Source organism: Nocardia sp. NPDC049220, assembly GCF_040647855.1.
Taxonomy (GTDB): domain Bacteria; phylum Actinomycetota; class Actinomycetes; order Mycobacteriales; family Mycobacteriaceae; genus Nocardia.
In genome coordinates this window covers 106,644-120,791 of sequence record NZ_JBEZDA010000015.1, presented here as the reverse complement: position 1 = coordinate 120,791, position 14,148 = coordinate 106,644, and the positions used below count along the sequence as shown (strand labels likewise).

At 66.0% G+C, this 14,148-nt stretch carries 15 protein-coding genes; 9 read left to right on the top strand and 6 right to left on the bottom strand.

The features are described 5' to 3' along the window. The first annotated feature begins 248 nt into the window (after positions 1–248). The 6 genes from AB0C34_RS25775 (at position 249) to AB0C34_RS25750 (ending at position 3,305) form a co-directional block, all read left to right on the top strand. Positions 249–467 (top strand): hypothetical protein, encoded by a 219-nt coding sequence (locus tag AB0C34_RS25775; RefSeq protein ID WP_357077986.1) that lies wholly within the window; start codon positions 249–251, stop codon positions 465–467. Positions 468–675: 208 nt separating this feature from the next. Continuing rightward, positions 676–1,314, top strand: a complete 639-nt coding sequence (locus AB0C34_RS25770) for a DUF402 domain-containing protein (protein ID WP_357077983.1) — start codon at positions 676–678, stop codon at positions 1,312–1,314. Between the two features lie 57 nt (positions 1,315–1,371). Beyond that, positions 1,372–1,896, top strand: coding sequence for a DUF402 domain-containing protein (locus AB0C34_RS25765; protein ID WP_357077980.1), 525 nt, complete (start codon positions 1,372–1,374; stop codon positions 1,894–1,896). Positions 1,897–1,987: 91 nt separating this feature from the next. Then, complete coding sequence (locus AB0C34_RS25760; protein ID WP_357077977.1) at positions 1,988–2,326, top strand: metalloregulator ArsR/SmtB family transcription factor; 339 nt, start codon at positions 1,988–1,990, stop codon at positions 2,324–2,326. Next, positions 2,323–2,859, top strand: a complete 537-nt coding sequence (locus AB0C34_RS25755) for a pyridoxamine 5'-phosphate oxidase family protein (RefSeq protein WP_357077975.1) — start codon at positions 2,323–2,325, stop codon at positions 2,857–2,859. Before AB0C34_RS25760 ends, AB0C34_RS25755 begins: the two co-directional genes overlap by 4 nt. Further along, positions 2,856–3,305 (top strand): SRPBCC domain-containing protein, encoded by a 450-nt coding sequence (locus tag AB0C34_RS25750; RefSeq protein WP_357077972.1) that lies wholly within the window; start codon positions 2,856–2,858, stop codon positions 3,303–3,305. The genes AB0C34_RS25755 and AB0C34_RS25750 overlap by 4 nt, the downstream gene beginning before the upstream one ends. On the opposite strand, the gene coaE is transcribed toward AB0C34_RS25750, so the two are convergent. Next, entirely contained in the window at positions 3,302–4,504 is a 1,203-nt protein-coding gene (gene coaE, locus AB0C34_RS25745) for a dephospho-CoA kinase (protein WP_357077969.1), read from the bottom strand. The two genes, AB0C34_RS25750 and coaE, sit on opposite strands and share 4 nt — an antisense overlap. Positions 4,505–4,868: 364 nt before the next feature. On the opposite strand from coaE, the gene AB0C34_RS25740 reads away from it, so the two are divergent. Continuing rightward, positions 4,869–5,069 (top strand): hypothetical protein, encoded by a 201-nt coding sequence (locus AB0C34_RS25740; RefSeq protein WP_357078022.1) that lies wholly within the window; start codon positions 4,869–4,871, stop codon positions 5,067–5,069. Between the two features lie 45 nt (positions 5,070–5,114). Here the strand turns inward: AB0C34_RS25740 and AB0C34_RS25735 are convergent, their stop codons facing one another. Both AB0C34_RS25735 and rpsA read right to left on the bottom strand, forming a co-directional pair. Further along, positions 5,115–6,659, bottom strand: coding sequence for an alkaline phosphatase family protein (locus AB0C34_RS25735; RefSeq protein WP_357078019.1), 1,545 nt, complete (start codon positions 6,657–6,659; stop codon positions 5,115–5,117). Between the two features lie 964 nt (positions 6,660–7,623). Continuing rightward, on the bottom strand, positions 7,624–9,093 hold the full coding sequence (gene rpsA, locus AB0C34_RS25730; RefSeq protein WP_357077966.1) for a 30S ribosomal protein S1: 1,470 nt from the start codon (positions 9,091–9,093) through the stop codon (positions 7,624–7,626). Positions 9,094–9,333: 240 nt separating this feature from the next. Between rpsA and AB0C34_RS25725 the strand changes: the two genes are divergently transcribed. After that, entirely contained in the window at positions 9,334–10,179 is an 846-nt protein-coding gene (locus tag AB0C34_RS25725; protein ID WP_357077963.1) for a class I SAM-dependent methyltransferase, read from the top strand. A 271-nt stretch (positions 10,180–10,450) separates the two neighbouring features. Continuing rightward, a complete protein-coding gene (locus tag AB0C34_RS25720) occupies positions 10,451–12,121 on the top strand; it encodes a hypothetical protein (RefSeq protein ID WP_357077960.1) in 1,671 nt (556 codons plus the stop codon). A gap of 54 nt (positions 12,122–12,175) precedes the next feature. Here the strand turns inward: AB0C34_RS25720 and AB0C34_RS25715 are convergent, their stop codons facing one another. The 3 genes from AB0C34_RS25715 to AB0C34_RS25705 form a co-directional block, all read right to left on the bottom strand. Then, positions 12,176–12,334: a hypothetical protein gene (locus AB0C34_RS25715; RefSeq protein ID WP_357077957.1), complete on the bottom strand. Its 159-nt coding sequence runs from the start codon at positions 12,332–12,334 to the stop codon at positions 12,176–12,178. Positions 12,335–12,345: 11 nt separating this feature from the next. Beyond that, positions 12,346–13,230 (bottom strand): SPFH domain-containing protein, encoded by an 885-nt coding sequence (locus AB0C34_RS25710; protein WP_357077954.1) that lies wholly within the window; start codon positions 13,228–13,230, stop codon positions 12,346–12,348. Positions 13,231–13,393: 163 nt separating this feature from the next. Further along, positions 13,394–14,146 carry an amino acid ABC transporter ATP-binding protein gene (locus AB0C34_RS25705; protein WP_357078016.1) on the bottom strand — a complete coding sequence of 251 codons (753 nt, stop codon included), beginning with the start codon at positions 14,144–14,146 and terminating at the stop codon, positions 13,394–13,396. Positions 14,147–14,148 lie beyond the last annotated feature (2 nt).

Below are 14,148 nucleotides of genomic sequence, written 5' to 3'. Positions count from 1 at the left end.
CCGATACTGACAGAGCATCTGGACACGATCGTCGCCGCGGTCACCAACCACGACGTGTACCACGATGGACTGCGGCGCCTCATCGCCACCTGGACCTCACTTGTTTGAGAGCGCAAGCGATCTCACCGACATCCACCGGCCTGCGAGAACTACTGTGCGAGTTTCCCTTCGAGCGGTGCCGAACCCATGGCCGTAGGATGCCGACCCGATGCCAGCCCTATCGGTGGTAGTTGTCGTAGGCCCGGTGGTTGTCCAAGTGGACCAGCAGCGTCGCGCGCTGCTCCGGGCCGGGCTACGAGCAGTTCGTCATGCACGGCACGCGCGATGCCCTTCCCCGTGAACCGCTTGACCATGAGTCCGCTGAACGCGAATGTGCGGGAGCCGTTCTCGGCAGTGAAGTGAAGGTCGCCGGCTTCGAGTTGCAGCCCCAGCCGGCAGCGGGGGGTCGCGACGCCATCTTCAGCTGACCCCGATCGCGGGATCGTCAGTGCGGCACCCGGCACCGCGCGCGCATCCCATGGCCTCGCACGAGCTCTCGTGCCAAACTCGAGTTGTGCCCGAAATGTCCGTTGCCACAACATATTTCGGATAGGCAACGCTTTTCCAGAACCGCACGGCGGCCCATTTCCGGGTGTAGCCTGAGCTGGTTGTTCAGACGTGGTGAAGGACAAAAGCATGAGTCTGATTCCATTGCTTGTCGCCATGCCGGCCGTGACCGGCCTGGCCGGGTACGTCGCCAGAGATCTCCGTGCGACGGTTTCCTCCGCCGCGAATACCACCACAGCCGCACCACCGGACCATGCCACCCGGCCTCCGCACCGACCCAAAGTCGAGTTCTTCAATCTCGCCGAACTCACCAACACCGACGCCAAGGGCTTCGTCCGGCAGGTCGAGCGGTTCCACGTCGAACCATGGGGCCTGTACATGGCGCGCGCCGTCGATGGCCCGAACGCGTACCATCTCGAATCTTGGTTGCTGCCAGAGCTTTCCTTGCGCGCTACGGTCGCGCGGCGCAATCCGGCACACCACAGGAATCGGGACTACCGCCTCGACATCGGCGAGTTCACCCAGGTCGGCCCGAAACGCTGGAAGGCGGTGGACCACTACCTCGACATCGTGGTGCGCCGCGGCCGCAGCGCCGAGTTGCTCGGGGTCGATGACCTGCTGGCCGCGCATGCGGCCGGACTGATCGACACGGCGCTGGCACACCGAGCCGTCGAGCACGCCACGGCAGTGCTGGACGGCTTGGCCGCGCACGACCACTGCGTCGAGGACTGGCTGCTGTCCCGCGGTATCACGCTCACCTGGCTGTAGCCCGACGGATACCGGCGCCGACTCGACCAATCAGCGGCCACGGTAGATTCTGGATGCATGACGCAGGCAACTTCCGTCGACGTGCACCGCCCCAAAGTCGAGTACTTCAATCTCGCGGATCTGACCAACACGGACCCGAAAGGATATGTGCGGCCGGTCGAGCGGTACCGCGTCGAACCATGGGGCCTGTACATGGCGCGCACCTCGGATCATCCACAGTTCCACTACATGGAGTCCTGGCTGTTGCCCGAACTGTCCATCCGAGCGACCGTGTTCCACTACCACCCCACCCATCAGCGCGACCAGGACTACTACCTCGACCTGGGCGAATTCAGCATGGTCGGACCGAAGAAGTGGAAGGCGGTCGACCACTACCTGGACATCGTCGTGCGCTCCTCGCGCGAGACCGAGCTCCTCGACGTCGACGAACTGCTCGCCGCGCACGCCGCCGGCCTGATCACGCTCACCGAGGCCGAGGCCGCTATGCAGCACGCGGCCGCGGCCATCGACGGCATCGCGGCCAACGCGCACACCTTCGAGGGCTGGATGACCTCCCTCGGCATCACCCTCACCTGGATGTAAGCGCCTGCCGAAGCGGCTCCCCTTGACATCGCTCCCAGCCAGAGGCAATATTTAACCGGTAAGTTAATTAGTCAGGTGGTTAAATATACCCATGCCGGATGATGAGCTCAGCAGGACCTTCGCGGCACTTGCCGACCCGACTAGGCGGGCGATCCTCGCCCGATTGGCCGACGGCGAGGCCACCGTCACCGAACTCGCGGAACCATTCGCGATGAGCCTGCCGGCGATCTCCAAGCACCTGAAGGTCCTCGAACGCGCCGGACTCGTCAACCGCGGCCGACACGCCCAATGGCGCCCCTGCCGATTGGAGGCCACACCGCTCGGCGAGGCCACCGACTGGCTGGACCGCTACCGGAAGTTCTGGGATGCCCGCTTCGACCGCCTCGACACACACCTGCACCGAATACAGAAGAAGGACAGCTCCACATGACCGAACTGCTCGATCTGCCGCAAGGCGACCTCGGCCTGCTCGACACCGAACTCGCCAGGCGACTGCTCGCCGCCAACCTCCCCGCGCGCCTAGCCTTCACCGCCGCCGACGGCACGCCCCGGGTGCTACCGGTCAACTTCTGGTGGAACGGCACCGAACTCGTCATGGCCGGCTTCGCCCCCTCGAAGCGGTCGACGATGTTGCGCGCCCGTCCCGACGTCGCGATCACCATCGACACGAACGACGCTCCGCCGGAATGTCTGCTCCTGCGCGGCCGTGCCGAAGTCAGCGAAGCAGACGGATTGCTACCGGAATACGCGGCGGCAATGCGAAAGGGCGGATCCGAGCAGGTCGCGCAGTATCTCGATTACGTGGCCGAGCTCGCCCCCCGGATGGAACGCATCGTGGTGCGCCCGAACTGGGTCGCCCTGATGGACTTCCGGAACCGCTACCCCGATTCTGCCCCCGGATGGATGAAACGCCCCGCCGATCCGGCACCGAATCCTACGCACGACGAGGCGATCCAGCGATGAGTGACCGCGAATTCACCATCGTCCGCGTCTTCGACGCACCGCGGGAACTGGTGTTCCAGGCGTGGCTCGACCCGGACCAACTCACCGAATGGGCGGGACCGCACGGCTTCTCGACACCGCGTGACCGGATCGTCGTCGAGCCGCACGTCGGCGGCCGATACGACTCGATGATGATCTCCGACGCCGACGGCAGCACCTACCCCAGCACGGGCGTGTTCCGCGAGATCGTCGCGCCCGAGCGCCTGGTGTTCACCTGGGGCGACCCCACCGGCGACGGCACCATCGCGTCCGAATCGGTCGTTACGGTGACCCTCGCCGACACCAGCGACGGCAAGACCAGTATGTCCTTTCATTTGCTCGCACCCGGCCCGCTCGACCAAGAGGACAGCGCCGCGGCAGGCTGGGGGCAGGCGCTGGAACGCCTCGCCCGGGTGCTGCGGCCTTAGCGGTCCCGCCAGGCCATGGCGCGCTGATAAGCGGCGGCGAACCACGCCTCCTTGATCTGGAGGTAGGCGTTTTCCTTCTGCTCACCGATCAGACCGGCCACCTCGACCTCCGCCTCGCGCGTCAGCTCCAGGTACTCCGCGCGGGCGGCGGCGTCGGCGCGCAGCCAGTCCCTCATCAGCAGGGCGAATTGCTGACCGGGCGTGCCTTCGACCCGCACGTTCACGTTGGCCACCCTTCCCGGGTCGGCGCTCTGGTAGTAACGCTTGACCCACAGCGAGGCATCGGCGCCCGACGGGTCTTGCGGCGTCGGTTGGGGATTGTCGTGCGAGATGTCGCGCCGGCCCGGGAAACCCGCGGCGCCGAGCAGGTCCCCCAACCCATCCGCCACCGCCAGGTCGGGAACCGTGATCTGCAGATCGATCACATCCTCGGCGGGCAGGCCCGGCACCGAAGTCGACCCGATGTGGTCGATCCGGGACGCGGCGGCGCCGCAGGCCACCCACAGCCGCGCGATGAGCCGCTGCGCATGAGCGGGCCAGTCCGGATTCGCCGGGACGATCCGCGTCCCGTCGCGCCGCGCGGGCGTTCCGGTACGCACATTGCGTTCGAACGGCACCAGTCGTTCCTCCCACAGCCTGCGCACCTCGGCCTCGACCACAGCGGGAGGTCTGCTGTTGTCGAGCACTACGTCGGCGACTGCGCGTCGCTGGTCGTCGGTGGCCTGCGCCGAAATACGCGCCCGGGCATCGGATTCGACAACGTCGCGAAATTCGACCAAACGACGAATACGAGTTTCGACGTCGACATCAACCACGATGACAAGATTCATCAATGGTGCGAGACCATTTTCCACCAACAGCGGAATATCCTGGACGACGATGGCATTCGGCGGCGCCGCGGAAATCAATTCCGCGGTTCGCTGTCCGACCAATGGGTGGGTGATGGAATTCAGTTTCGTGCGCGCCGCATCATCACGGAATGCCTTGGCCGCCAAGGCGGGGCGATCCAATCCGCCATCGTCGGCGAGAATATCGGCGCCGAATGCGTCGACCAGCGCCGCGAGCCCCTCGGTTCCCGGCGCCACCACCTCCCTGGCGATCAGATCGGAATCGATGATCACCGCGCCGAGGTCGGCCAGTGCCCGCGCGACCGTCGACTTGCCCGCTCCCATACCTCCGGTGAGGCCGATCCTTAACATCCGACCAGTTTTACATCCGGTCACCGGCCGATCGTCGCCGCCCCGGATCGCGGCCGGACTTCCAGCGACGCGACGCTCGAACCGCGTCGCGGTGGCCGCCGACCAGGCCATGGTGGTGCAATCCGTGGATTACCCGATGCCATAGCGGATTCCACTGCTCCGACGGCCAATTGCCCGATCCGTGACTGCGCCGAGACCGATTCGCAACATATGCACCCGATTCCGGTTTGTCGATGACATCTTTCCGACACGCCAAGGCAATTACTCGCGCAAAATACTCTGCCGAACACTTTCTTTCGGCTAATGTTCGCCGAGGCGATTCAGTCCGGCACCAGCAAGCAAAGGAAGACCATTGGGCACCAGAATGAACCAGGCGGGTCGCCACCGTCTGGGCAGAGCGGGTCGAGTGCACTGCATTCAGATTCCCGCCGTCGCGGCAGCACTAACCGAGCACCGCCGCTCATGGTTCACTGCGTTCATCAACCCCGCCCGGCACAGTTTCGCGGCCCTGCGGAAACGCTCCACCGCAGCCACGGTCCGATGGGTACCCGCCACCGCGGGGTGAACCTGCGCGGGAAAGTGGCCCAGCCCTAGCCAGGCTGGGCCATTTTCATGCGCGAACCAGGCCGCTGGGCCTGCGCCGGGCACCGGGCTGCTGGAGCGGCATGACGTTCGGTGGTACCGGGTACGGGATTCCGGCCGCGGCGGTACCCAACGCGACGTTCGGACCGCATTGCGCGATCGCGGCGTCCACCTTCGGTTTCGGATCGGGCAGCATCGGCTTGGTCACATCCGGAGCCGTGCCGAAGTCGAATGCGGAGGTCATGTCGCCGGTGACGCCGCGCCGCCACGCGGTGAGGTTCGGCACCTCGACCCCGAATCGGGTCTCCAGCAACCGCAACTGCGAGGTGTGGTCGAAGGTCTCCGACGCGACCAGCCCGCCACGACTGTAGGGCGAGATCACCAGTCCGGGAACGCGATAACCCAGGCCGATCGGCCCCGCGATTCCACTCGACGACGGCACGCGGTCCAGCGGCACGGTCAGAAACTCCCCTGGCGTGCCGGGCGGCGCGGTGGGCGGGACCACGTGGTCGAAAAAGCCACCGTTCTCGTCGTAACTGATGATCAGCGCCGTCTTCTCCCATACCGCGGGGTTCGAGGTGAGGATATCCAGCAGTTGCATGATGCCGAACGCCCCGAACGCCGCGGGCAGCGCGGGGTGCTCACAGGTGACCAGCGACGGAATTACCCAGGACACCGCGGGCAAGGTGTCGTTGGCCACATCGGCCTGGAAATCATGGGGATAGGTCGGGACGCGGCCGCGGCGGGCCAGCTCGGAGTTCGGGTCGGCGGACTGAGTGAAACAGCCGAGCATACCGTCGAGGAGCACCGACGACAGCGGGCCCACGTCGCGATTGTTGTAGATCTTCCAGCTGACGCCCGCCTCGGACAGGTTCTCGGGATAGGTGCGCCAGCTGTACATGTGCTGCGGGATCCGTGTGGGCGTCTCCACCAGCGGCCCGCCGGCTCCGCCGTCCGGGTCGATAGTCGCGCTGATCCAATACAGCCGATTCGGATCGGTCGGCCCGAGCACCGAGCAGTGGTAGTTGTCGCAGAGCGTGAACGCGTCAGCGAGCGCGGTGTGGATCGGAATGTCTTCCGGCAGGTAGTACCCCATCGCGGCAGGCGCGTTCGCGGGGCCGACACCGGCGATCGACATCGGCATCCACTGGTCGTTCCTGCCACTGTTCCAGGCGTGGTGCATGCCGCCCCAGGTGTGGTCGGGGTCGTTGATGCACGCGCCGTCGAGAGTAGCGCCGCGGGTGGTGTCGAGACGGAACGGGTTCAGGTAGCCGTCCAGGCTCGGACCCACGCCGGGCGTCCAGCCGTACTGCTGCCACGCGGCCGAGGCCTCGCCGAAACCGCGCACCCCAGACAACGTGCCGAAGTAGTGGTCGAAGGACCTGTTCTCCTGCATGAGCAGCACGAAGTGCTCGATGTCGCCCAGACCGCCGGTGCCCGCCGGGTCCGCCGCGTACGCCCGCTCGATGACCGGGTTCGCCCAGGATGTCAGCGCTCCTACCGCGCCAGCGGCCGCGGCCTTCGCCAGAAACTGCCTGCGATTGAGCCCATGGAACGGACCCGCTGCACCCATATCGCCGATGGCCTTTCTACCGAGACTGCCGGAGGGTCTCGCGACCCGCGCCGACCCTACCGGACGTCGGCCGGGACCCGCTCGCCGCCGCATCTCGACCCGATGATCACGCACCCCCTTGTCGAGTGGATCTGCCGCGGCGGGTTCGGCATTCCCCACGCGGTATTCAGACGACAGGCGCCACCCGGGCCGTGGAATATCGCCATCGCCACACCCCCGATTCCCCATGCTCACAAGTCCCGCCACGAGATGACCCCAGTATCCGATCAGCACGGTGAGCACGAGCCCACGCATTTAGCGACAGCGTCCCGTACCGGAGCATTGCCGGTCACATTCGGAAACTGGTGACCGCGGCCGAGCGCAGGCGGCACCGATTTCTGTCGGACCCATCCGGCATAATCAGAACCGATCGGACGTCGATCGAGTTGCCACCCAACGTAATCCGCGACTCGAACGAGGGAGGCACCATGCCCGATGTCCATGCTTCGATGCCCGATCAGACCGATTCGCGCATCCTCGACCACGAGTGCCTCATCTCACTGGCGGTCGAGATCGAGCGACACCGGTCTCTGCTGCGCACCGGACAGCATCCTCTCCTGCTCCACCCCGGCGGGGCGGAGCATCGGCTCGGCGTGATCGCCCGGCTCGCGGCACTCGGTCTGCGCGTGGAAGAGATCCAGGTCGTTGCCCTGACCACGGCGCAGATGGCGGCGCCGCGGGAAGCGACCACACCGCCGACGACACCGCCCGAGGTACGACGAGGCCCTCGCGAGGCGTCGACCCTACCGGCGGTGATCAGTAGAGCCGCGCGGACCGGTCCCCGCGTGGCTCTACGCGGAGGCGGTCGAGCGGGCTGCTCAGGTAGGGCGGGTTACCGCCCGGAGCGCCCGCGTGCAGGCCAGAAACGACTGTGCCCCAACCGGAATCCCGGTTGGGGCACAGTCGTTTGTTCAGCTGATGCCGATCAGGCGTTGCCGGAGAGCTTCTCCCGCAGGGCCGCCAGCTGGGCGTCGCTGGCCAGCGAACCGCCGGCGGGCTCGGCCTGGCTGGAGGTGGAGGACTGCGCACCACTCTCCGAGGAGTAGTTCGACGCGCCGCCGCCGTTCGCGGCCTCGGCCGCGGCGTCGGCCGCCATCTTCTCCATCTGCGCGGTGTGCATCTTGTGGCGACGCTCCGCCTCGGCGTAGCGGCCTTCCCACTCCTCGCGCTGCTTGTCGAAGCCCTCGAGCCACTCGTTGGTGTCGGGGTCGAAGCCCTCGGGGAAGATGTAGTTGCCCTGCTCGTCGTAGCTGTCGGCCATACCGTACTTCGACGGGTCGAACTCGGCGTGGTAGTCCTCGTTGGCCTGCTTGAGGCTCAGCGAGATCCGGCGACGCTCCAGGTCGATGTCGATGACCTTGACCATCGCGTCGTCGCCGACGGCGACAACCTGGTCCGGGACCTCGACGTGGCGCTCGGCCAGCTCGGAGATGTGCACCAGGCCCTCGATGCCCTCTTCGACCCGCACGAACGCACCGAACGGAACGAGCTTGGTGACCTTGCCCGGCACGATCTGCCCGATCGCGTGGGTCCGGGCGAACTGACGCCACGGGTCTTCCTGGGTCGCCTTGAGCGACAGCGAAACCCGCTCGCGGTCCAGATCGACGTCGAGCACCTCGACGGTGACCTCGTTGCCGACCTCGACAACCTCGGACGGGTGGTCGATGTGCTTCCAGGACAGCTCGGAGACGTGCACCAGACCGTCGACGCCACCCAGGTCCACGAAGGCGCCGAAGTTGACGATCGAGGAGACCACACCCTTGCGGACCTGGCCCTTCTGCAGCTGGTGCAGGAACTCGCTGCGCACCTCGGACTGGGTCTGCTCCAGCCAGGCGCGGCGCGACAGCACGACGTTGTTCCGGTTCTTGTCCAGCTCGATGATCTTGGCTTCGATCTCCTTGCCGACGTACGGCTGGAGGTCGCGGACCCGACGCATCTCCACGAGCGAAGCGGGCAGGAAGCCACGCAGGCCGATGTCGAGGATCAGGCCGCCCTTGACGACCTCGATGACGGTGCCCTTGACGGCCTCGTCCTTCTCCTTGAGCTCCTCGATGGTGCCCCACGCACGCTCATATTGCGCCCGCTTCTTCGACAGGATCAGGCGGCCTTCCTTGTCCTCTTTGGTGAGAACAAGCGCCTCGACCTCATCGCCCACGGAAACGACCTCGTTCGGGTCGACGTCGTGTTTGATGGAGAGCTCACGAGAGGGGATGACGCCTTCGGTCTTGTAACCGATGTCGAGCAGGACCTCGTCGCGATCGACCTTGACGATGGTTCCTTCGACGATGTCGCCGTCGTTGAAGTACTTGATCGTGGCGTCGATGGCGGCGAGGAAATCCTCGGCGGAGCCGATGTCGTTGACGGCTACCTGCGGCGAGGTGACGGTGGTGGGCATATGTCGGTTTGCTCCGGACGGATTGTGGTCGGTTGCGGACATTGGAACTTTCGGTACGCTGCGAACTCACCGCGAGGTGTGAAGACGGACACTGAGGAACATACCGCACGCGACGCGTGTGAAACGCAGCACGGGTTACGCTTCGGTACGGATGTACAGAAGGCACTCGCGCGTTCAGCGTACGCGACCGTAGTCCGGCCGAGCAAACCGGTCCGCCGCCACGCCGATAGTCTGACCGGCGTGTCGGAAGATCGTCATGCGCAAGCAAATGCACTGCTCGGAACGGCGGGGACGGCCCGGACCCGGATCGGGTCGGAGGCCAGCCAGCTGGCCAGCCGACGCTGGTGGGATGCCGATGCCGAGCAATACCACCAGACGCACGCGGATTTCCTCGGCGTCGACTCCCCGGCGGGCGAGTTCATCTGGTGCCCGGAGGGCTTGCACGAGGGCGATATGCGTCTGCTCGGCGATATCGCGGGCAAGGTGATCCTGGAGATCGGCTGCGGTTCCGCGCCGTGCGCACGCTGGCTCGCCGGACAAGGTGCGCGGCCGGTCGGACTCGACCTCTCCCGAGCGATGCTGGAACGCGGGTCGGCCGCGATGACCCGAGGCGGGCCACAGGTGCCGCTGGTGCAGGCGGGCGCCGAGGCCCTCCCCTTCGCAGACGCGTCCTTCGACCTGGCCTGCTCGGCGTTCGGCGCCATCCCGTTCGTCGCCGACTCGGCGCTGGTGATGCGGGAGGTCGCCCGAGTGTTGCGGCCGGGCGGGCGCTGGGTGTTCTCGGTGAATCACCCGATGCGCTGGATCTTCCCGGACGATCCCGGGCCCGCGGGTCTGACCGCGAAGATCCCCTACTTCGACCGGACGCCCTACGTAGAGGTCGACAGCGACGATCTGCCCACCTATGTCGAGCACCACCGGACCATCGGCGATCGGGTCCGCGAGATCGTCGCGGCGGGTCTGACACTCGAGGACATCGTCGAACCGGACTGGCCCGAGTGGCTCGATCGCGAATGGGGGCAGTGGAGTCCATTGCGAGGCGAGCTGTTTCCTGGCACCGCCATTTTCGTCACCACAAAACCGTGAGCACCGCTGCTCGGTGTTGATCGGCCGGGTCGATGTCGATCAGGCCGAATCCGCCATCGTGCCGAGCGGACGGCGATCGAGGTAGGGCCCCCGAAAACGCCGAGTACTGATCCGGCTCGGTGGCGGGTGTTATGTTGGCCGAGTTGAGTGTGCGGGTTCAGTTTTGTTCCAGCGGTCGCCGTCGGCGCGGTCTCGTCAGCAGGTTCGTATTCGTGCGTAGCCAAGTCGGGTTCGAGCCCAATACCGATCGCGAGAACGGAGCACTGTTGTGATGACGCGCCGACAAATCCTCGCCGGCACCGCGGTGGTCACAATGGTCGTGGTCGTGGTCGCGGTCAGCGCGCTGCCAGGGTGCACCAGCGACTCCTCGCCGGAGTCGACAACGTCGTCTCGCTCGTCCGGATCGGCCGGGCACGAGCCGCCGCCCAATCCGTATCTCGCCGCCGACAAGTACGCGGTCACCCATCTGGACTCCGGGCAGTCCGACAGCTTCCCGGACCCGGTGCCCCGTGGCACCTTCCACATCGATCCCGGGCAGATGCCGCGCGTGCCGAGCGGTCCGGTCAACATCATCACTATGGCCGCCACCTCGGAGAACCACCGCTGGATCTCTTCCTCGGCCGGGGTCCGCTATGTCGATGTCGCCGACGGCGGCTTCCGCTTGCTCGCGGCGAGGGACACACCCGGGGTGCCGGTGATCTCGCCACCGGCGCTCGATGCCGTCCTGGATCAGAACTTCACCGATGTCGGCCAGATCGAAGCGGCCATCCACGACGACTGGGGCGGCGCGACCTGGCAACGACTCTTCAACGGCACCTACGGACTGGTCGACAAGGACAACCACGTCTACTACGTCACGCAGAACTCCCAGATCATCGAGTTCGGGCTGAAAAACGACAACAGACCCGAAGACGGCATCGAGATCATCGAGCAATTCGACTTCACACCGTTCCTCGGCGCCGCAACCACCTCGCTCGGCATCCCGGAGAGCATCGTCGGTGTCAACCTCACCTACGACGGCCACCTGGCAGTGCTGTCGTCGCGGGCACTGGCCGTCATCGACCGCGATCTCGAAGGGACGCCGCAACAAATCCGCTTCGGTGCCGACGAAACAGTCTCCAATTCCATGGCCATCGACGAACACGGCGGCATCTACGCCGCCTCCGACAAGGTGATGCGCAAAGTCGTGTGGAACGGCAGCAGGCTTTCCACCGACGAAGCCGACGGCGCTTGGTCCGCGGCCTACGATTTCGGCCGCCAACCGCCTGCGGTGAAAATCGGCATCGGCACCGGGTCGACCCCCACCCTGATGGGATTCGGCGCAGGCAGCGACGAGTTGGTGGTGATCACCGACGGCGCCGACCACATGAAACTGGTCGCGTTCTGGCGCAATAAGATTCCCGACGGGTTCCAGCAGCGGCCGAACACCAGGTCCAACCGGATCGCCGATCAGATCCCGGTGACCGCCGGGCTACCTGATCCGCTGCCGGAATTCGTGCAGAGCGAGCAGTCGGTCGTCGTGCACGGGTACGGCGCGTTCGTCGTCCAGAACATCGGATCCGGAGGCACCCCGGACCGGCTCGTCGATGTCCTCGCCAACGGTCCGGTCTCCGAGCCCCCACATGGCATGCAGCGCTTCGAATGGGACCCCACCAGCCACCGCTGGACCTCGGCGTGGGCCCGCGGCGACATCGTCTCGACTTCGATGGTTCCCGCGGTATCCAGCAAGTCGGGCATAGTGCTCGTGAACGGCTACAGCGAAGCCGACGGGTGGGAGGTCACCGGCCTGGACTGGAAGACCGGAGAAACCGTGCACCGCACCATCTTCGGCCACTCGAACCTCGGCAACGGCGCCTACGCCATCATCGAAGCCTTCCCCAACGGCGATCTGCTGTTCAACAGCATCGGTGGCCCCTTCCGCGCCACCATCGCCAGCGGTTAGCACCATCGCACTCCCGCAGCCGAACGGTCCGGTTGTGCGCCGGTCGGCGGCGGCCTACTTCTGCTGCGGCTTGCGCCCGGTCTGTTCCAGCGCCAGCCGCAGCGCGAACTCGATTTGCGCGTTGATGCTGCGCAGGTCGTCGGCCGCCCACTTCGCGATAGCGTCGTGGACGACCGGGTCCAGGCGTAGCAGCAGTTTCTTCCGCTCGGCCATGGGCTGCTACCTCAGGAGTAGAGCGAGCCGGTGTTGACAACCGGTGTCGTCGGCCGATCGCCACACAGGACGACGAGCAGGTTCGACACCATCGATGCCTTGCGCTCCTCGTCCAACTCCACCATGCCCTGCTGGGCGAGCCGCTCCAGCGCGAGACCGACCATCCCGACCGCGCCCTCGACGATCTGGGTCCGGGCGGCGACCACCTGAGCGGCCTGCTGGCGAACCAGCATGGCCTGGGCGATCTCGGGCGCGTAGGCGAGGTGGGTGATCCGGGCCTCCAGTACCTCGATGCCCGCCATCTCGGTGCGTTCGCGCAACTCCACGGTGAGTTCCTCGGCGACCTCGGCGCCGTCGCGCAGGCTGGTGCGGTCGTTGTCGTGCGCGTCGTATGGATGCGTGGTGGCCAGGTGACGCACGGCCGCCTCGGACTGGGTCTCGACGTACTCCTCGTAGTCGTCGACGGCGAACGCGGCCTTGAAGCTGTCCACCACTCGGTAGACCACCACGGCCGCGATCTCGACCGGGTTGCCGTCAGCATCGTTGACCTTCAACTTCTGGGTCTCGAAGTTTCGCACGCGCAGCGAGATGCTCTTGCGGTCGGTCAACGGAACCACCGAGAAGAAGCCCGGCTCGCTCACCGAACCGATGTAGCGGCCGAAGAACTGAACCACCTTGGCCTCGTTCGGGTTCACCACGGTGAGGCCGGTCGCGAGCAGCAGTAGTACGACCACGACGACCGTCGCGACGACAGCACCGAGCACGGCGGGCACGCTGTCGTTGCGTGCACCGGCGCGGAAGCCGAGCACAGCGCCACCGCCGAACAAGAGGGTGAGCACGAACCACCCCAACAGCACCACGAAGCCGTTGACGTGGAAAGCGGATCGAAACTGCATGACATCCTCCGAATATCAAAGTGATATCACAAAGATAGCAGCCGGCGCGGGTCTGCGCGGCGCCGGTTCCGAATTCGCATGCACGCCAACGCTTGACACTCGGGTAGTCGAATGGCGGCCATTCACGCTGCGGCCACCACCATCCCGCTGAACTCGGCTACGGTCACAACAGGCGGGACAGAAACGCCTTGGTGCGGGCGTGCCGGGGGTCGCTCAGCAGGTCGCGCGGTGGGCCCGACTCGACCACCACGCCGCCGTCCATGAACACCAGCTGGTCGGCGACCTCGCGGGCGAATCCCATCTCGTGGGTGACCACGACCATCGTCATTCCTGATTGCGCGAGTTCGCGCATGACGGTGAGCACCTCGCCGACCAACTCGGGGTCCAGCGCGGAGGTGGGTTCGTCGAAGAGCATCAGCTTGGGGTCCATGGCCAGCGCGCGGGCGATGGCCACGCGTTGTTGCTGGCCGCCGGACAGCTGCGCCGGATAGGCATTCGCCTTCTCCGCCAAGCCGACTCGGTCCAGCAAATCCCGCGCCCTGGCCACCGCGTCCGCTTTGCGGATCTTCTTGACCTGGGTCGGCGCCTCGATCAGGTTTTCCAGTGCGGTCCGGTGTGGGAACAGGTTGAAGTGCTGGAACACCATGCCGATCTCGCGGCGCTGCTTGGCGGCATCACGCGGGTGCAGTTCGAAGAGTTTGCCGTTCTTCTCCCGGTATCCGACGATCTCGCCGTCGACATACAACCGGCCGGCGTTCACCTGTTCCAGATGGTTGACACAGCGCAGGAAAGTGGACTTGCCGGAACCGGAAGGCCCGATCACACACAGCACTTCGCCGCGGCCCACCTCGAGTGAGACGCCCTTGAGCACCTGCAGCGCCCCGAAGTTCTTGCACACCCGGTCCGCGACGATCATCG